Source organism: Phenylobacterium sp., from assembly GCF_024508875.1.
In the GTDB taxonomy this organism is placed as follows: domain Bacteria; phylum Pseudomonadota; class Alphaproteobacteria; order Caulobacterales; family Caulobacteraceae; genus Phenylobacterium.
In genome coordinates, this window is record NZ_JANINU010000338.1 from 1 (window position 1) to 17,782 (window position 17,782).

Annotated in this window: 21 protein-coding genes; 9 read left to right on the forward strand and 12 right to left on the reverse strand. The window is 68.5% G+C overall.

From position 1 onward, the window contains the following. Positions 1-121: 121 nt before the first annotated feature. The 4 genes from Q0L11_RS22415 to Q0L11_RS22430 all read right to left on the reverse strand — a co-directional run bounded on the left by Q0L11_RS22415 (position 122) and on the right by Q0L11_RS22430 (position 3,480). Positions 122-244 carry a hypothetical protein gene (locus Q0L11_RS22415; protein WP_296600264.1) on the reverse strand — a complete coding sequence of 41 codons (123 nt, stop codon included), beginning with the start codon at positions 242-244 and terminating at the stop codon, positions 122-124. A gap of 82 nt (positions 245-326) precedes the next feature. After that, positions 327-1,475, reverse strand: a complete 1,149-nt coding sequence (locus Q0L11_RS22420) for a P1 family peptidase (RefSeq protein ID WP_296600265.1) — start codon at positions 1,473-1,475, stop codon at positions 327-329. Positions 1,476-1,531: 56 nt separating this feature from the next. Next, complete coding sequence (locus tag Q0L11_RS22425) at positions 1,532-2,974, reverse strand: hypothetical protein (protein WP_296600267.1); 1,443 nt, start codon at positions 2,972-2,974, stop codon at positions 1,532-1,534. Continuing rightward, a complete protein-coding gene (locus tag Q0L11_RS22430) occupies positions 2,971-3,480 on the reverse strand; it encodes a hypothetical protein (protein ID WP_296600268.1) in 510 nt (169 codons plus the stop codon). The genes Q0L11_RS22425 and Q0L11_RS22430 overlap by 4 nt, the downstream gene beginning before the upstream one ends. Positions 3,481-3,694: 214 nt before the next feature. On the opposite strand from Q0L11_RS22430, the gene Q0L11_RS22435 reads away from it, so the two are divergent. Next, on the forward strand, positions 3,695-4,036 hold the full coding sequence (locus Q0L11_RS22435; protein ID WP_296600269.1) for a hypothetical protein: 342 nt from the start codon (positions 3,695-3,697) through the stop codon (positions 4,034-4,036). A gap of 103 nt (positions 4,037-4,139) precedes the next feature. Here the strand turns inward: Q0L11_RS22435 and Q0L11_RS22440 are convergent, their stop codons facing one another. The 3 genes from Q0L11_RS22440 to Q0L11_RS22450 are packed head-to-tail and all read right to left on the reverse strand — an operon-like array spanning position 4,140 to position 5,175. Next, positions 4,140-4,745 carry a hypothetical protein gene (locus Q0L11_RS22440; protein WP_296600270.1) on the reverse strand — a complete coding sequence of 202 codons (606 nt, stop codon included), beginning with the start codon at positions 4,743-4,745 and terminating at the stop codon, positions 4,140-4,142. Continuing rightward, positions 4,742-4,939 carry a hypothetical protein gene (locus Q0L11_RS22445; protein WP_296600272.1) on the reverse strand — a complete coding sequence of 66 codons (198 nt, stop codon included), beginning with the start codon at positions 4,937-4,939 and terminating at the stop codon, positions 4,742-4,744. Before Q0L11_RS22445 ends, Q0L11_RS22440 begins: the two co-directional genes overlap by 4 nt. Continuing rightward, positions 4,936-5,175, reverse strand: a complete 240-nt coding sequence (locus Q0L11_RS22450) for a hypothetical protein (RefSeq protein WP_296600273.1) — start codon at positions 5,173-5,175, stop codon at positions 4,936-4,938. Before Q0L11_RS22450 ends, Q0L11_RS22445 begins: the two co-directional genes overlap by 4 nt. 64 nt (positions 5,176-5,239) lie before the next feature. On the opposite strand from Q0L11_RS22450, the gene Q0L11_RS22455 reads away from it, so the two are divergent. Both Q0L11_RS22455 and Q0L11_RS22460 read left to right on the forward strand, forming a co-directional pair. Further along, positions 5,240-5,881, forward strand: a complete 642-nt coding sequence (locus Q0L11_RS22455; protein WP_296600274.1) for a S24 family peptidase — start codon at positions 5,240-5,242, stop codon at positions 5,879-5,881. Positions 5,882-5,921: 40 nt separating this feature from the next. Further along, positions 5,922-6,470, forward strand: a complete 549-nt coding sequence (locus tag Q0L11_RS22460; RefSeq protein ID WP_296600275.1) for an SOS response-associated peptidase — start codon at positions 5,922-5,924, stop codon at positions 6,468-6,470. A 6-nt stretch (positions 6,471-6,476) separates the two neighbouring features. Here Q0L11_RS22460 and Q0L11_RS22465 read toward each other — a convergent pair whose 3' ends face one another. The 3 genes from Q0L11_RS22465 to Q0L11_RS22475 all read right to left on the reverse strand — a co-directional run bounded on the left by Q0L11_RS22465 (position 6,477) and on the right by Q0L11_RS22475 (position 8,132). After that, complete coding sequence (locus Q0L11_RS22465) at positions 6,477-6,683, reverse strand: DUF3126 family protein (RefSeq protein WP_111275897.1); 207 nt, start codon at positions 6,681-6,683, stop codon at positions 6,477-6,479. A gap of 63 nt (positions 6,684-6,746) precedes the next feature. Continuing rightward, entirely contained in the window at positions 6,747-7,577 is an 831-nt protein-coding gene (cysE, locus tag Q0L11_RS22470; protein ID WP_296600279.1) for a serine O-acetyltransferase, read from the reverse strand. 30 nt (positions 7,578-7,607) lie between these two features. After that, entirely contained in the window at positions 7,608-8,132 is a 525-nt protein-coding gene (locus Q0L11_RS22475; RefSeq protein WP_367183479.1) for an NUDIX domain-containing protein, read from the reverse strand. Between the two features lie 173 nt (positions 8,133-8,305). Between Q0L11_RS22475 and Q0L11_RS22480 the strand changes: the two genes are divergently transcribed. Further along, positions 8,306-8,917 carry a nitroreductase gene (locus Q0L11_RS22480; RefSeq protein ID WP_296600281.1) on the forward strand — a complete coding sequence of 204 codons (612 nt, stop codon included), beginning with the start codon at positions 8,306-8,308 and terminating at the stop codon, positions 8,915-8,917. A 321-nt stretch (positions 8,918-9,238) separates the two neighbouring features. Here Q0L11_RS22480 and queF read toward each other — a convergent pair whose 3' ends face one another. Beyond that, a complete protein-coding gene (gene queF, locus Q0L11_RS22485) occupies positions 9,239-9,694 on the reverse strand; it encodes a preQ(1) synthase (RefSeq protein ID WP_296600282.1) in 456 nt (151 codons plus the stop codon). A 51-nt stretch (positions 9,695-9,745) separates the two neighbouring features. Between queF and Q0L11_RS22490 the strand changes: the two genes are divergently transcribed. The 3 genes from Q0L11_RS22490 to Q0L11_RS22500 all read left to right on the forward strand — a co-directional run bounded on the left by Q0L11_RS22490 (position 9,746) and on the right by Q0L11_RS22500 (position 13,586). After that, positions 9,746-10,546 carry an SDR family NAD(P)-dependent oxidoreductase gene (locus tag Q0L11_RS22490; RefSeq protein WP_296600283.1) on the forward strand — a complete coding sequence of 267 codons (801 nt, stop codon included), beginning with the start codon at positions 9,746-9,748 and terminating at the stop codon, positions 10,544-10,546. A 181-nt stretch (positions 10,547-10,727) separates the two neighbouring features. Next, positions 10,728-11,426, forward strand: coding sequence for a TorF family putative porin (locus Q0L11_RS22495; RefSeq protein ID WP_296600284.1), 699 nt, complete (start codon positions 10,728-10,730; stop codon positions 11,424-11,426). A 213-nt stretch (positions 11,427-11,639) separates the two neighbouring features. After that, positions 11,640-13,586, forward strand: coding sequence for a nucleoside-diphosphate sugar epimerase/dehydratase (locus Q0L11_RS22500; protein WP_296600285.1), 1,947 nt, complete (start codon positions 11,640-11,642; stop codon positions 13,584-13,586). 100 nt (positions 13,587-13,686) lie between these two features. On the opposite strand, the gene Q0L11_RS22505 is transcribed toward Q0L11_RS22500, so the two are convergent. Next, a complete protein-coding gene (locus Q0L11_RS22505; RefSeq protein WP_296600286.1) occupies positions 13,687-15,555 on the reverse strand; it encodes a phosphoenolpyruvate carboxykinase (GTP) in 1,869 nt (622 codons plus the stop codon). 507 nt (positions 15,556-16,062) lie between these two features. Between Q0L11_RS22505 and Q0L11_RS22510 the strand changes: the two genes are divergently transcribed. Together Q0L11_RS22510 and Q0L11_RS22515 are read left to right on the forward strand one after the other, a co-directional pair. Further along, a complete protein-coding gene (locus tag Q0L11_RS22510) occupies positions 16,063-16,605 on the forward strand; it encodes an RNA polymerase sigma factor (protein ID WP_367183480.1) in 543 nt (180 codons plus the stop codon). Between the two features lie 97 nt (positions 16,606-16,702). Continuing rightward, a complete protein-coding gene (locus Q0L11_RS22515; protein WP_296600289.1) occupies positions 16,703-17,689 on the forward strand; it encodes a FecR domain-containing protein in 987 nt (328 codons plus the stop codon). Positions 17,690-17,782: the final 93 nt, after the last annotated feature.

Consider the following 17,782-nt stretch of genomic DNA (forward strand, 5'->3'; position numbering starts at 1 on the left):
CCGCGATCCAGCCGGCCAGGATGCCGATCAGGATGGCGCCGATAATCCCTACTCCGTTCATTTGCGTGTCCTCCATTCGCGCAGGACGCAAATGCGGAACCCCGTCCGGAGTTGCAGGACCTCAGTAGTACCGGGGCCCTGACATCATCATGCGCAGGTACAGGACTGCGACGATGAGAGCCGCCACCGAGTGGAACGGCTTGGCCTCGACGAAATCGATCAGCTGTCGCAGCAGATCGGGCATCCGCGGCTACTCCTGCGCGCGACGTCCCCCGACGGTTTATCGTTTTATATCAATGCATTTAACGCGACTTGGACGATAAAGGTTAATTGCGTGGGCGCAGGGCCTTCGCGTCCAGCGCCTCGCCCTTCACCGGCTTGCCGTCCAGGTCGCGGCTCTCGATGGTGCGCGCCTGCAGCAGCGAGTTGTAGATCGCCTCTTCGGTCGCATCGGCGACGGCCACGAACAGCGGCGAAATTTGATCGTTCGCGAGGTCCGCAACCTGGGCGACTCCCGCCCGTCGCGCCGGCGTGCGGCGCACGGCCTCGCTCGTCGAGAACGCGATCGCGTAGTCGCCCGAGCCGTTGGTGAACGCCGAACCGGTCCGCGCCACGCCCGCGAAGCTGCGCTTCGCCAGCCGCGCAAGGTTGCGGTCGCTGAGCGGCGCATCCGTGGCGATGACGACCATGATCGAACCGTCCGCCACCGCGGGCGTGGGCGCTCCCTTTGGCGCATGCTCCTGCAGGTAGTAGCGGCCCAATCGCACGCCGACCGGATCGCCGCCGATGGTCAGCGTCCCGCCGTAGTTGGACTGGACCAGCACGCCGACAGCATATCCCCCCAGGGCCTTCGGCAGCACCCGCGAACTCGTCCCCACGCCGCCCTTCCAGTCGAACGCCATGGTGCCGGAGCCGGCGCCTACCGCCCCCTCCTCCACTGGGCCGCCTTTGGCCGCCTTCAGCGCCGCGAGCACGTCTTCCGACGTAATGACCCGCTTGCGGATGTTGTTGAGCTGCCCGTCGTTGGTCTCTCCCACCACGGGGTTCACCGATCGCACCCGCTCATTGCCGGGCTGCGCCAGGGTCCAGGTGATCAGGGCGTCCGCCGCCCGGGGAACCGACAGCGTATTGGTGAGCACGATCGGTGTCTCGATCTCGCCCAGTTCGACGATCTGCGTGGTGCCGGTCAGCTTGCCGAACCCGTTCGCCACGGCCACACCCGCCGGGACCTTGTCCTGGAAGACATTGCCCGCGTGCGGCAGGATCGCCGTCACGCCGGTGTGGATGTCCGGCGCCTCGTGCCGGGTCACTTGGCCCACCAGCACCCCGGGAACGTCTGTGATCGCGTTCGCCGCACCGGGGGCGAACACACCCGGCGCCAGGCCCAGGTCGCGCGCTCGCGGCGCCGCCTCGGCTGCGGCGCCCGCCGCCAGCATCGCCATCGCCGCCACTCCCGCCTCGATCTTCCGCCGCATGCCGCACCTTCGACTCTCAAAAGGCGAGCTAAAGGGCGTGCGCGTCGGCGATCAAGCTACCCCATCCACGACAGAGCGCTGATCGTGCCTCGCCTTGGCGACGGCCGCGGGTCGGCCGCTCGCGCGCCGCGCCGGTGCAGCGCGAACTCCCCGAAGGCGTCGGCGCCGTGGCTCGCCTCGTCGTGCAGCGGCCCGCCATAGCTGCGCGTCACCCGGTTCCAGCGCTTGCGATAGGCGCGAAGCCGCTCCAGTCCGCCTGCGCACCGCTCCGCGTCGAACCAGCAGATCGGGATCATCAGTCGGGCGGCGTTGACCCGCTCCTCGGGGTCGGCCGCAGCCCCCACGTCGATACCGCTGAGGCCCAGCGACCCCAGCGTGTCGAACCGCGAGCGCCCGCTCGTCAGCTCGCGCACCATCACATCGTGCGGCAAGTGATGCGTGCCCCACAGGTAGGGCCTCGCTCCGAGCGCCTCGCGCGCCACCTCGGCCAGGCCCACGCCGTTGGTCTCGAAGTAGTCGACGACCCGCACCTCCCGGCCCGCCTGCTGGAAGAACCAGATCGCAGTATAATCGTCGATGCCCAGGTCCCAGGCTGTATCCACGCGCAAAGATGGGTCCACCGGCACCCGGCCGATCCGGCCGCTGCGCTCGGCGTCGGCGAGCAGGCTGGCGTAATAGGTCCCCGGCGCTGCGGCGTCGAAGTCCACCAGGTACTCCGAGGCGAAGCGGGCCTCGCCCTCCTCCACCGACCCCAGTTCGGAGATCATCTCCCGTCGCTCCCGATCCAGCTGTTCGGGTGTGAACACCTGGGTGCTCGTCGCCGGGCTTTTCAGGCAGAACCACTCCGGATCCAGCCTCCGCGCCTCGAATGCCCGCGCCGCATGGTTGCGCCCGCGCGGTGTCCACAGGAACAAGGCCCAGCCGTCGTTCTCCAGCAGGATGGGGCGGATGTACGACCACGCCTCGGGCCGGGCCAGCGCCCACTCCGACATCACCACACCCGCGGTCGAGGCGCCGACGAGGCTGTTGTAGTTGTCCGAGCCCAGCACCTGCCAGGTGGAGCCGTTGCCCAGCACCACCTGCATTTCGCCTTCGTGGAACGTCGGCTTCATGACCGGCGAAAACGCTTCCTCGATGCGGCGCTTTCCGGTGTGCGGGTTCACAGCGTCCCAGATCGCCTTGCGCCCCTGGGCCTGCTCCGGCAGCAGGTGCCAGTAGCTTCCCGGTCGCGTCCACGCCGACCAAGCGGCCCAATGCAGCGCGACCTCGTCTTTGCCCCAGCGCCGGTGCGCCACCACGTCGGCACGCTTCACGCCCGACAGCAACGCATCCCAGAGGCCGACCTGATGCTCGCGCGGCTCCCAATTCAGCGGGAATCCCAGCTTGCCGCTCGCCGCATTCTTGGGGTCGGCTGGCGCCGTCGCCGCCACCTCTTCCCCCGGCTTGAGTTCCTTTGCTGCGGTCTTCTTCCGCGGCCCCGTCTTCCTGCTGCTCGTCATTCCAGCCCCGCGGGCGGCAGTTCGCGGACCGAGACGCTGCCATCGGGCTCGACCACCCGTTCGAACCGGCGGATGTAGAAGACGACCGGTGGCGTCGCCTCAGCGCCCGCCTCCTTGCCTGCCGTCTTGCCACCGGTCCGGCGCGGCGCGATCAGCGCCGCCCGTTTCAGCAGGGTCGAGACCAGCAGCCGATCGCGCTGGGCCGTCTCCTTCTGCGAGTTCTCCGCCACGTCGACGGCGCGGTCCGCGCAGAACTCCGCGCCGGCCTGCCTCGCTTGGCATAGCTTCTCGCCGAACTTCGTCTCCCGGCGCTCCCAGGCATAGACCGTCGCATAGGCCGGCATGCCCTTCTCCTCGCAGATCCGATAGAGCGGCTCGCCCTTCGCAAGTCGGGCGCAGATCCTGTCGCCGAGCGCGACCGAATAGCGGATGCGGGACGCCTCGCCCGCCTCGGTCTTCGGCGCCTTGCGCGCCCGCCCGGGCGAAGCCCTTTTCGCCGTCGCCATCGCCATCTCCTTCCTCGAATTCGGGCGGCGCGGCCCGGCCATGCGGTGGCCGTGGCGCGTCCTACCCAGGGTTTAAAATTCGTCCGCCGCCACAAACCGGGCTCAATCTTCACGTGTGCTCACTCGTGCTCCGGCGCGATTCGCCGGCTGTCTTTGAGAGCGGGACCCGCGTGCGAGGATCGCGGCCAACCTGCGCGATGGGGAGAAACCGGCCATGCCTTCCGAGGCCGAATACCGCCGCCAGGCGGAAGCTCTGCTGCGCATGGCCGCGGCCGCCAAAAACCTCCGGGACCGCAGCGATCTGATCGATGAGGCGTCGCGCTGGGGCGACCTCGCCGCAAAGGCCGCGGCTCGGGCGAAAACCCGCCCGCCCTCCACGCCGACAGGCCGCCCCGCGGAACGCCCTTCGTTCCTCGATCCCGATATGGATCCCGATCTCGAAGAATTCGGCCCGCAGAGCGCCAGAGGCCTTATCGAGCCGGTCCAGCCCGACCAGCTCGAGCAAACGGCCCGCCGCCGCCCCTTTGATCTGCGCCGGCTATTCGGCCTCGCCTGAGCGCGTGGAAGCCCCTGGCCAAGCCGGCCTGCAGGCGCACGTATCGACGTTGACGAAACTCTCTCAAATTCGTGCGCGAATGTCAAGAACAAATAGCGAACAACTATCGGCCTGGAGAGCTCGCGAGGATGTCCAGCGCGACCTTGAGCACCGCTTCGAGACGACCGGCCTCGCGCTCCGACCCGGCCACCTCCCTGGGGGTCTTCTCCTCACCGCAGATGAGGTCGCAGGCCGCCACGAGGTCATTTTGCCGCCAAAGCCGCGCGCGGAACTCTCGCAGCTTGCGCCGCGCGAGGTCGGTGCCCTCCGCGTGAGCCAGCACCGCCTCGAGCGCGGGCGTCACGAACTCTCCGCGCACCTGCAGTCCCAGCGTCGAAGGGATCGCCTTCTCCAGCTTCACGCGCCGATACGCCGAGCCATAGCGCTCGCCGGCCGCGCGGGCTTCGGCGTCGATGCGACCGCGTCCGGCCAGGAATTCGAGCCCCGTCTGGCGTCGGTAGGGCTTCGCCCGCGGTCCCCGCCGCGCTCCGGCCGGCTCGGCGATGGCCTGCCCCCGGGCGCGCGAAAGGGCGACAGTCTCCGCCACGCCGTCAGACACCTCCACCGCCTCCGCTCGCGCCTTCGCCTGCCGCTCCAGCCGCGCCAGGCGATCGCGCGCCGCACGCTGCGCCTTCAGGGTCGGATCCCGCGTCGTCTTGGGACCGCTCATGGGGCGCACCGGCGCGCGACCACGGCGTCGGCCAGCCGATAGACGGCTTCCGACGCTTCGGCCTCGCCCTCGATGACCACCAGGCCTGCCGCGGTATGCGCCAGCAGTTCGCGCAGGAAACGGCCTCGCTCCCCGGCTCCGCGTCGGCTCAGCGCACCGGCCACCACGGCGGCGGCGTCCTCGCGGCCACTCACAGGCGCAGCACCGGATAGCCGCCGGCGGCGCATACCGCGTCGACGTGCAGGTCATGCCGGGCGAAGCGCGGTCGAATGCGATCCTGGGCCTTGCCGGGGCGGGCGACGCGGAAGATCGCCTCCAGCTTGCTGGCGTGACCGGGGCCGATCCGCAGCTCCGCCTGGGCGCGATCGGAAGATGCGCCGCCGTACCGGAGCGCCGCATAGCTCGAAGGGAGGTGGGATGAAATTGCCATGGAGCAAATGTATGAAAGATACAGTCCGTTGCGCAAGCTTTCTCTGTAATTTATGTACACCCTCATGGACGGTCGCGCGCAACGGCTCAAACAGGCCCGCCTCGAGAAAGGCTACGAAACGGCTGCGTCAGCTGCGGACGTCCATGGCTGGAGCCGCAACACCTACGCCTCGAACGAGAACGGCAACGCGCCCTTCTCTTATCGGCGGGCCAAGGAATACGCGGCGGCGTTCGGGGTCAGCGCCGAATGGCTGTACGATGCGGCCGGCCCGGCTCGGCCTGTCGCGGACGGCTTCGTGCCCGTGATCGGCTCCGTGGGGGCCAATCCCGACGGCACGGTCCTCTTCGCGCTGGGCCACGATCCCGCGGAACTCGTTCCCATTCCGCCCGGCGGCACCGACCAGGCGCGGGCCCTCAAAGTTGTGGGCCACTCGATGCGGGGCGTGGCCGACGACGGCGCCATCATCTACTTCGAGGACCAGCGCACCGCCCCCACGCCCGACATGCTGGGCCATGTGGTCGTGGTGGAACTCGATACCGACGAGGTGCTGGTCAAGCGCCTTCTCCGCGGCTCGCGGGCTGGCCTCTACGACCTGGAAAGCGCCGCGGCGCCCATGCGCCACGATGCCCGCCTGCGCTGGGCTGCCCACATCACCGCCATCGTCCCCCCGTTCCAGGCGCGGCGCATCCTGCGAGGCGCAGCGTAGATATTATCCACAAGCGCAGATTTCGGAAACTGTAGATTACATGTGCAATGAATATGCCCAGGAGCGGTCTCTCGACGAGCTGCTGAAGGAGTTCGGCCAGCTACAGTTGCCGCTCACCTGGGACGGCGGGGCGCCCAACATGGAGCCGCGCGCCTCCATCCGCCCGACGGACCCCAGCTACATCGTCACCGGCCGCGATGGCGCGGCGGTCCTGTCGCAGCTTCGCTGGGGCTTTCCCGGGCCGCGCGGCCCGATCATCAACTTCCGCTCCGACGGCCGCCGCTTTCCGAACGGGCGATGTCTCGTGCCGGTGGACGCCTTCTATGAGTTTACGGGAGCGAAGGCGCCGAAGTCCAAGTGGCGGTTCTCCGCGGCCGACGACAGCGTCCTGGGCGTCGCCGGGCTGATCCGCGACGACCGCTTCACCTTGCTCACCTGCCCGCCCGGCCCCGACATCGCCCCCTACCACGACCGTCAGATCGTGATCCTGCCACGCGCCCACTGGGCCGCCTGGCTCGACACCGGGCAGCCGTCGCCGCCGATCTCGCCGGCGCCCTCGGGTACGTTGAAGGTGGTTCAGGTCCGCTGAGCGGCCCTAAGGCAGGTCTTCGGCAAGGATCGCCATTTCGAACATGAACGAGCCGTCCTCGTCTTCGTCCTGGAAGACGACGCCGATGAACTCCTCGCCGATATACACCTCGGCGGAGTCCTTCTGCTTGGGCCGCGGAACCAGCGTGATGCGGGCGTTCGCGAAGGTCCCGCGCAGATAGCCTTCGATCCTGCGGATGGTCTTCTCGTCCACGCCGTCGCTCCTCGGGGTCAAATTTCGGCGCGAACCTACAGAAAGCCGTCCCGCGGCGAAACCTCAGATCACGTAGTCGTACACAGCATCCGCGAGCGTGTGGTCCATGCTCTTGGCGGGCTCCTCGCACGTCGGGCAGTTCACCAGCCGCGCGGGCACGCCTGCCGCCGTGCAATGCGGCGGCACCGGCTTCAGCACCACCGAACCCGACGCGATCTTGGCGTAGTCGCCGATGGTGATGTTGCCCAGCACCTTGGCGCCGGCGCCCAGCAGCACGCCCTTGCCGATCTTCGGGTGGCGGTCACCGCGCTCGGCGCCCGTGCCGCCCAGGGTCACGCCCTGCAACATCGACACGTCGTCGCCGATCACCGCCGTCTCGCCGATCACGATCCCGGTCCCATGGTCGACGAACACGCCCCGGCCGATCTTCGTCGCCGGGTTGATGTCCACCTGGAACAGCTCACTGGTCCGGCTCTGCAGGTAGAACGCCAGCGTCTCGCGGCCCTCGTTGTAGAGCCAGTGCGCAACCCGGTGGGTCTGCAGCGCCAGGAAGCCCTTGAAGAAGAGGAACGGCTGGACGTAGCCCTTGCAGGCGGGGTCGCGCTCGAACACCGCCTTCAGGTCGGCCTCGGCGATCTCGACGATCGACGGATCGGCTTCATAGGCTTCCTCGACCGTGTCGCGCAGGCTCATGGCCCGCAGCTCCTGGTCACCCAGCTTGCGCGCGAGCTGGTAGCTCAAGGCGTCGCCAAGCGTCTCGTGGTTCAGGATCACCGCCGCGAGCAGGCTGGCGAGGGCCGCCTCGCTCTTGGCGGCGGCATAGGCTTCGTTCCTGAGCGCGGCCCAGACGGGCGGCGGCGCGGCGGGGTTCACCACCTCCAGGCGCTGACTCATGGTCTCCTCCCGACCCATAGGGTTTTCTCCCTACCCTAGCATGGCGCGCGCGAGCGCAGGCGCCAAAAGCCCTTCACGCGCCATATGGTAAGCCTTGAGCAGCATCGCCACCGTCAGCATGTCCTTGAGATCGCCGGCCATCGCCGCATCCAGCGCCTCGCGGAACGGAACCCGCACCGTCTCAAGCGCCTCGGTGTCGTCCATCTCCTGCCCGGCGCGGGCGCGGGACAGGCCCAGCGCCAGATAGCCGAACATCCGCTCGTCGGTCACCGAGTTGGACAGTTGCGCCTGCATTACTTCGTACCATTCCTCGGCCTGCAGGCCGGTCTCCTCGGCCAATTCGCGCTTGGCGCTCTCCAGGGGATCGTGCTCGACCGGTCCGCCACCCTCGGGGATCTCCCAACTGTAGTCGCCCGCCGGGAAGCGGTTCTGCCCGACCAGCACCGTCGTCCCGTCGTCGAACAGCGGCAGGACCGCCACCGCGTAGTTCTTGAAGCTCACCAGCCCGTACTGCGCCGGCGCGCCGGTCGGCGCCGTCGCGGCGAACTCGGTCACCCGGATCCAGGGGTTGTCATAAATGGCGCGCGCTTCCCCGCGCACCCAAGGCCGTCCGTGCGACCGCAGCCAGGCAGGCTTATCCCCCATCGTTTCGGTCTCCTCGCCTTGCGGTTCGCGTCCACGCCCCCATAAAGAGGCTCCCTATCGGCATTCTAGACGCCGGAGCCCCCTTGCCGTCAGCCCTGCCGCCCGCCCCCGAATTCGGCGCCGCCCTCCCGCTCCAGTCCAGTCCCGAGGTGCTGCGTTTCCTGGCGCTGCGCCGCTCGACACCGGCGCTCACTCTGATCGAGCCGGCGCCCGACGCCGACCAGCTCGCCGATCTTCTGCGCATCGCCGCGCGCGCCCCTGACCACGGCAAACTCGCGCCTTGGCGTTTCGTGATCCTGGAAGGCGCCGGAAAGGTCGCCTTCGCCCAGCGCCTGGAAGCGCTGGCCAACACGCGTAACGACGCGACGCTCGCGGCGAAGCTGGGCAAGCTGAAGGCGCCGCCCCTGGCCATCGCAATCATCTCGTCGCCAAGGGCCGCCGCCATTCCCGAGTGGGAGCAATTGCTATCGGCCGGAGCCGTCTGCACAAACCTGCTCGACGCCGTCCTCGCCATGGGCTTCGGCGCCAACTGGATCACCGACTGGTACAGCTACGACGCCGACGCCCTCGCGATCCTGGGCCTCGCCGAGGGTGAAAAGGTCGCTGGATTCATGATGATCGGAACGGCGCGGGAGGCGCCCCTGGAGCGGGAACGTCCCGCCCTGGATCCCCTGATCACCCGCTGGACGCCCTGATCCGGAAATCGATCCGAGCCCCGGAAACACGGCGGCCGGACGACGCGCCGCGCCGCCCGGCCTGAGGTGACACGCCCGAGGAGAGTTGGGCAAGATTATGTATAGGCCTCTCGGCGGGTTTTGGAAAGCCCGAATGGCCGGCCGCGCGAGTCGCAGCCCATTTTTCCCCTCACGCGAGAACACCAGCCACCCTGTCAGTCGAGGCCCAATGCTGAACGCCGGCTGCGAAAGACACCCCCTCTGCCTACTCTGTTCTCTAAGCTGTACAGTATTCAAGGCCTCTCCGACTGAAGACCATCTTCCGTCGGAATGCCGATATGCTCATCCGCGTCCGCGATAGGGGGCGACGCCTTGGTCGGGCGCCCAGAGTCCTTCCGGGATCGCCCCGGTTTGCCAGAAAACGTCGATCGGTATGCCGCCACGCGGATACCAGTACCCTCCAATCCTCAGCCACAACGGCGAAAGCTCGTCCACGAGCCGCCTGGCGATCGCGATCGTGCAGTCCTCGTGGAACGCCCCATGGTTGCGGAACGAGGCCAGGTACAGCTTCAACGACTTGGACTCGACCAGCCAATCGCCGGGCACGTAGTCGATGACCAGGTGGGCGAAGTCCGGCTGGCCGGTCACCGGGCACAGCGATGTGAATTCCGGCGCGGTGAAGCGCACCAGATAGGCCGTGCCGGGGTGCGGGTTGGGCACGCGTTCCAGAACCGCCGCCTCGGGACTGTCGAAGCCTCGCGCCTCGCGGCCGAGTTGCGTGAGATGGGTCTCTTCCATGCCGGGCGCTTTACCGGCTACTAGCACCCCAAACAACCGCGGGAGAGACGCATGGCGCAGGGCGACTATCAGGACTTCGTGGTGCTGGTGACGGGCGCCTCCACCGGCCTCGGCCGCGCCATCGCCGTCGAGACCGCCTCGCGCGGCGCCAAGGCGGTGGTCATCAACTATGCCCGTAACCGCGAAGACGCTGAGGAGACGGCCCGCCAGTGCCAGGCGCACGGCGCCGAGACGGTCCTCGTCCAGGGCGATGTGGCCAACGATGACGACTGCCGGCGCATCGCCGCGGCCGCCGAGCCCTACGGCCGCGTGGACGCCCTGTTCAACAACGCGGGGACCACCAAATTCAACAACCACGCCGACCTGGAGGGCGTCTCGGCCCAGGACTTCCTCGACCTCTACGCCGTCAATGTCGTGGGCGCCTACCAGATGGTCCGAGCCTGCCGCGGCCTGCTGGAGGCGGCGCCGCGGCCGGGCGCTGTGGTCATGACCGCTTCGATCGCCGGCGTCACCGGCATCGGCTCGTCCGTGCCCTACGCCGCCTCGAAGGGTGCGCTCAACACCATGACGTTATCGCTGGCCAGGGCCCTCGCGCCGAAGATCCGCGTCAATGCGATCTGCCCCGGGTTCATCGACACGCCCTGGTTCGGCAAGGGACTGGGCGAGGCCGCCGCCGAGCGGGTGCGCGCCAACGCCGCCGCCGGCACGCCTCTGAAGGCTGCCTCGACCCCGGAGGACATCGCCGCATCGGCGGTGTTCCTCGCCTCGCCAGCGTCACGGCACGTCACGGGCGAGACCCTCCTCGTGGACGCCGGCTCGCATCTGGGATTCGCGCCCCTCGTCGCTCGTTAAGGTTGCCGCAGCGTCGTAGCGCCCAATTTTACGGCGCCCTTACGGCCAGGCGCCCAATCTCACATCAGCCGCCGCATGGCTTGGCTGTCGCGGGATCGTCACGTTGTTATCCGGCGCTCGGCGCGACGACGATGAGAGGCCCGTCGGCCTCGGCCGGACGGACGTGAGAGGGGATACGAGAATGAGAACGCTGAAAATTGCGCTGGCGGCCGCTGTCGGCTCGCTGGCGATGGCTGGCGCTGCCTACGCGCAGGACGAGAGCCCGAAGTTCGCCTTCAACGTGGGGGCGGCCACCGACTACGTCTTCCGCGGCCTGAGCCAGACCGACGAGGATCCGCAGGTCTTCGGCGGCGTCGATGTCACCATGGGCCTCGGCTATGCCGGCGCCTGGGTCTCGAACGTCGACTTCGGCAACGGCACCGACGCCGAGTTCGACCTGTACGCCGGTCTGAAGCCCACCGCCGGCCCGGTGAGCTTCGATATCGGCATCATCTACTATGGCTACGTCGACCAGCCGTCCGGCTCGCATGAGGACTACTTCGAGGGCAAGGTCGCCGCCTCGGTCCCGGCCGGCCCGGCGACCCTGGGCGCCGCCGTCTACTACTCGCCCGAGTTCTTCGGGAAGACGGGTGACGCCTGGTACTACGAGGCCAACGCGTCCGTCGCGATTCCGGACACCAAGTTCACCATCAACGGCGCCATCGGCCGCCAGGAAGTCGAAAAGGCCTTCGACTACACCACCTGGAACGTCGGCCTGGGCTACGCGCTGACCGACCACATCTCGTTCGACGTCCGTTACTGGGACACGAACAAGGGCAACGCGGTCACCGGCGGCCTCGGCGACAGCCGCGTCGTGGGCGGGCTGAAGTTCGTCTTCTAGATAACCAAAGCTTAGCCATATCTGGCTTAGGAAGCCGTCGCGATCCACTCGCGGCGGCTTTTCCTTGCGCGCTTGGATTGCAGTTTCTAAGTTCGCCGGCGCTCGCTGGGCGCCAGCTCCTCACCTCGTGGAGCGCCCGTACGCGGAAAAACTCCGCCAAGTCCAAGTTTTGCTGGCCGCGCGCGTGACGGGGCCTATGTTGGGAATCGACACGTGAGCGGAGTGCGGCGCATGGAGCGGATGGCCGTCCGGGCCCAGATCGTCGTCTTCGACGTCGTGCTCGCCGCCTTCGCTTTCTCAGCCGCCTTCTTCGTCGCGCCCACGCAGCCCGAACTCGGCTTCGGACAGGACGGCGCCCTCAGCTTCTTCCAGCTCGCAGCGCTCTACGCGGGCATCGCCGGCGTCTTCAGCCTCATCTTCCGGCGCGAGCTGTCGCCCTGGCGCTACGTCTCCATTCCCGACGCGCTCGTGCTGGCCCGAAGCGCGGTGCTGACCGTCGGCGTCTTCCTGCTTGCGGTCTTCGTGCTCGATCGCGCCAAGGGCCTGCCGCGTTCGACTCTGGTCATGGCTCCGCTGTTCCAGATGGTCACGGCCATGGGCGTGCGTATCCTGCGCCGCGCCCTGCACGAGCACGCACTCGAGAGCTTCTCGCCGCTCAAGACCATCACCGACCGCGTCGCCCAGTCGCCGTCGCTGCTGCTGATCGGACCGCCGTCGCTGGCCGACACCTACTTGCGCGACGTCGCCCGCAGCCACGACCGCACCTACACGCCGGTCGGCATCATCGGCACCGACCGCCGCGACGTGGGCGCCCAGGTGCGCGGCGTCTGCATCCTGGAAGCCATCGACCGGCTCGACGAGGCGCTGGCCGACCTGCGGCGCTGGAACCGCTATCCACGCGCGATCCTGTTCCTGGAGGAGCCCGGCAAACTGAAGGGCCTCACGGCCGACGTCCTGGGTCGCCTCAAGACCGACGGCATCCGCCTGCTGCGCCTGCCCTCCATCGTCGAACTCTCGCAGCACGACGGCCTCACCCTTCTCCCGATGCGCGACATCAACATCGAGGAGTTGCTGGCCCGCGAGCCGATTGAGCTCGACCGCCGCGCCATCGGCGGCCTGATCAAGGCGCGTCGCGTGCTCATCACCGGCGCGGGCGGCTCCATCGGCTCCGAGCTCTGCCGCCAGGTCGCCGCCTTCAACTGCGCGCACCTCACGGTCGTCGACATGTCCGAGACGGCCCTCTTCGAGATCGAGCGCGAGATGCGGGAGACCTTCCCCCACGTGTCGGTGAACGCCGTCCTGTGCGACGTGCGCGACGCGCGGCGTCTGACCGCCGCCTTCGAACGGGAGGCGCCGCACCTCGTGTTCCACGCCGCGGCGCTGAAGCATGTCTCGATGGTCGAGCGGCATCCGACCGAGGGCATCCTCACCAACGTCATCGGCACCTGGAACGTCGCGGAGGCTTCCAAGGCCTGCGGCGCCCGGCAGATGGTGCTGATCTCTACCGACAAGGCGGTCGACCCCACCAACGCCATGGGCGCCACCAAGCGCCTGGCCGAGGCGGTCATCCAGGCCCAGCAGAGCACAGTCGAAGGCACGCGGTTCTCGGCCGTGCGCTTCGGCAACGTCCTCGGCTCGTCCGGTTCGGTGGTGCCGATCTTCAAGTCGCAGATCGAGCGCGGGGGGCCGGTGACTGTCACTCACCCCGAGATGACGCGCTTCTTCATGACCATCCCCGAGGCGGCTCAGCTCGTGCTGCACGCCACGGCCGCCTGCCACGAGGACGACCGGCGCGACTCGCGCCTGTTCCTCCTGGAGATGGGCGAACCGGTCAGCATCATGGAGCTGGCCGAACAGATGGTCGCGCTCAGCGGCCGTCGCGACATCGAGATCGAGATCACCGGCCTCCGCCCCGGCGAGAAGCTGACCGAGGCCCTGCTCGACGAAACCGAGCACGCCCTCCCGGCCGCGCCGAAAGTGATGGAGGTCATCTCCAACTCGGCCGTTCGCGTGACGCCCGGCCACGTCGAGGCGCTGGCCGAGGTGGTTCAGCATGGCGACGTCGGTGCGGTCCGCGCCGCCCTCTTCGACCTGGTGGCCCAGGTCCGCGGCGAGAAACCCGCCTCCCCTCCGAACCTGCGGGTCGTCGCCGGCGGCTAAGTCAGCCGCAAGCCTGCGCCGAGTTGCGCCTCGGCTGGGACGCCAAACATGACAAAGGCCGCGGGTCGCCCCGCGGCCTTTCGCATTTCCGTTGGGATACCTATTCCGCCGCGACGATCCGGTCGCCCTGGGCGTCGTTCGCGGCCGCAGCTTGGAGCCGGGCGACCAAGCCCTCGTATTCTTCCCACAGCGCTTTCGGCGTGTGCTCGCCGAAGCGTTCGTAGAAGGCCGGGATAAGCGAGGCTTCCTGAGTCCAGATGGCGGGATCGACGTTCAGCAGCAGATCGAGCTGGGCGTCGGTCAGGCTGACGCCCGACAGGTCCAGGCTGGCCTTCGACGGCACGCGGCCAATCGGCGTATCGACCGCCTCGGCCTTGCCGTCGAGACGCTCGGCGATCCACTTCAGGACGCGGCTGTTCTCGCCGTAGCCCGGCCACACGAACTTGCCGCGCTCGTCCTTGCGGAACCAGTTCACGAAATAGATACGCGGCAGCTTCGACGGATCCTTCGCCGTCTCGCCCATCTTCAGCCAGTGGCCGAAGTAGTCGCCCATGTTGTAGCCGCAGAACGGCAGCATCGCGAACGGGTCGCGGCGCAGCTCGCCGATCGCGTTCTCCGCCGCGGCGGTGCCCTCCGAGGCCACGTTCGAGGCCATGAAGACGCCGTGGCGCCAGTCGCGAGCTTCCGTCACCAGCGGCACCGCCGAGGCGCGGCGGCCGCCGAAAAGGATGGCCGAGATCGGCACGCCGGCCGGGTCTTCCCATTCCGGGGCGGCCACCGGGCACTGCGCGGCCGGGACGGTGAAGCGGGCGTTGGGATGCGCGGCGGGCTCAGCGCTGTCCGGCGTCCAGTCGCGACCTTTCCAGTCGATCAGGTGCGCCGGCGCCTCGGGCGTCAGGCCCTCCCACCAAACGTCTCCGTCGTCGGTCAGGGCGACGTTGGTGAAGATCGAATTGCCCCACAGGGCGTCGATCGCGTTCTTGTTCGTCTCGACGCCGGTGCCCGGCGCTACCCCGAAGAAGCCCGCCTCGGGATTGATGGCGTAGAGGCGGCCGTCTTCGCCGAATCGCATCCAGCAGATGTCGTCGCCGATGGTCTCGGCCTTCCAGCCGGCCAGCGTCGGCTGAAGCATGGCCATGTTGGTCTTGCCGCAGGCGCTCGGGAACGCCGCCGCCACATACTTCACCGCCCCCTCGGGCGAGGTGAGCTTCAGGATCAGCATGTGCTCGGCGAACCAGCCCTCGTCACGGGCCATGACCGAGGCGATGCGCAGGGCGAAGCACTTCTTGCCCAGCAGGGCGTTGCCGCCGTAGCCGGAGCCGTACGACCAGATCTCCCGGGTCTCGGGGAAGTGGACGATGTACTTGATCTCATTGCACGGCCAGGCGACGTCCTTGACGCCGTCGACCAGCGGCATGCCCACGGTGTGGACCGCCGGCACGAAGAACCCGTCCTCCCCCAGCATATCCAGGGCGCCCTTGCCCATGCGGGTCATGACCTTCATCGACACGGCGACATAGGCGCTGTCGGTGATCTCGACGCCGAGCTGGCTGATCTTGGAGCCCAGCGGGCCCATGCAGAACGGCACGACGTACATCGTGCGGCCGCGCATCACGCCCTTGAACAGGTCCTTCAGGTCCGCCCGCATCTCGGCCGGGTCGAGCCAGTTGTTGGTCGGGCCGGCGTCTTCCGGCTTCTCGGAACAGATGAAGGTCCGGCTCTCAACGCGCGCCACGTCACGCGGGTCCGAGGCGGCGTAGAACGAGTTGGGGCGCTTTTCCGGATTGAGCGGCTTCAGCGTGCCCCCGGCCACCAGCTCGGCGGTCAGGCGGTTCCACTCCTCGTCCGAGCCGTCGCACCAGACAACGCGGTCGGGCTGGGCCAGGTCGGCGATCTCACGCACCCACTGTACGAGCTTGGCGTGTTTCGTCGGCGCGGGCTCAAGTCCCGGGACGGTCTTCAGGCTCATCGACAACAACTCCTTGGACCCATTTCGGCACAGTGGCGCCTGCGCTCTCTGCACGAGAGCAAGTTTCATAGAGTGAGAACGCACCTCTGCCTACCTTGGGCCAGCCAAGCGAATTCGACTCCGCGTGATCGCCATGAATCGATTGGGGGAATCGGCGTCCGAGCCGTGGGAAAACCATCGCCACCGCGCTTACGGGCGCACTGTCGCGAATCGGTGATCTTCGAAAAGAGAACGTGCGGGCCGCTCCCCCGCGACCCGCACGCCGTGACACCGCCCCCCAGATCGGCCGCCGCGAGGCGCCGTCAACCATGCGGTATCCATGCCTAGACGCCGCCGAACACGCCTCCCCCCCGCCCCGTTCAGGGTCGAAGTTGGCGCAGGCTGCGGAATGAGGCATGACTCAAGCTCAGGCTTCACAGTCTCCGCGGCCATGGACCGAGTTCGCGTACGCCCGACTCCGTCGCCCGTTCCGGCTCCCCGGCGCGGAGGATCGCGCGTTTGAGCCTCGTGACCGACCCGAAGCCCCCGCGCCGAGGCCCCACGGACCCGCTGCTGGAGATCTACCTCGAGCGGCGCGCGAACCTCGTGCGCTTCTTCGCGGCCCGCTCCGGCTCGACCGCGGCGGCCGAGGACTTGGCGCAGGAGCTCTATGTGAAGCTCGCCACCCGCGACCAGGCGGTCACGGCTGAGAACCCGGTCGCCCTCATCTACCGCATCGCCACCAACGTGATGCTCGACCGCGCGCGCGGCGAGGCGCGCGCCGTCGCGCGGGACGCCGCGTGGCGACGCGTGGCGCACGCCAGCGAGGGCGGTGAGGACGTCGCCGACGAGGCGCCTGCCGACGAAGCGGTAGCCTCGCGCCAGCGCCTGCGCCAACTGGTCGATGCCGTGGGCGACCTGCCGCCGCAGATGCAGCGCGCGTTCCGCCTCCACAAGTTGGAGGGCCGCAGCCACGCCGAAACCGCCCAGGCCATGGGTCTCTCGGTGAAGTCGGTGGAGAAGCACATCTCGGCCGCACTCAAGGCGCTTACAGCGAAGCTTGGCCGATGATCTACCGGAAATTGCATCATTCCACTGGGGGGCGTGACCGATCCGCGGCGTCTAATCCTGCGACGGGCCGTCGTACGCGACGGCTTTGGAAGGGCGCATGATCAAGGTCTGGCGAAACGACGACGACGCGCGGCGCGAGGACGCCGCCGCGTGGGTCGTGCGGCTCGAAGCCGGCGACCTCGGCGAAGCCGAGGCCGTGGCCTTCGACGCCTGGCTGTCGGCGAGCGCCGAGAACGCGGCCGCCTTCGATGACGCCCTCGCCGTTTCGCAGGCCTATGCCGCGGCCGCAGGTCCGGTGGCGCGCGAGCTCTCCGAGCGTCGGGCCCCCGCTGCCCCGGTCGGCCGGCGCGCGGTGATCGGCGTCGGGGCCGTGGCCGCCGCTGCCGCGATCGCCGTCCTCGTCGCGCCGCAGTTGGCGGGTCCGCAGACCGAGACCTACGTCACCGCCAAGGGAGAGCGCCGCACGGTGCAGCTCGCCGATGGCTCCATGGTCGATCTCAACGGCGGCACCCGCCTGTCGGTTCGCTTCGGACGTGAGGCGCGGCACGTGGTGCTGGCCGAGGGCCAGGCCGTGTTCGACGTGACGCACGACGCCCGCCGCCCCTTCCTGGTGGCCGCCGGCGACCGGACGGTCCGCGTGGTCGGCACCCAGTTCGACGTCCGCCGCTTGGGCGGCAAGGTCTCGGTCACCGTGGCGCGCGGCGCCGTCGAGGTCCGCCCGGCCCAGGGCGCCACGGGCAAGGCGTATCGTCTGCATCCGGGCCAGAAACTGGATCACGTGGAAGGCGAGTCTGGCGCACGGATAGCTGCGGCCGAACCGTCCGAGATTCTCGGCTGGCGTTCGGGCCGCCTGGTCTATCGCCAGCAACCGCTGAGCGAGGTGATCGCCGACCTCAATCAACAGTTCGCGACCCCGATCCGTATCGAGGATGCGGACCTCGCCGCCACCCCGATTTCCGGCGTGCTCGTTCTCGACGATCAGTCTGCGGTAATTCGCCGACTGGCCTTGCTGGTTCCCATCCAGGCTGTACGTTCCGGCCCTGACGTGATCCTGCGGCGCGACGCTGCGTCGGACCGTCCGTGAGGAAGTGGAACCATACCGAGGCGGGCTTTGCCTCTGCGGACGTTGCTGGGCGGCGTCGCCCTCGCCTGCCTGGCGGGGCGCGCTGAGGCCGCC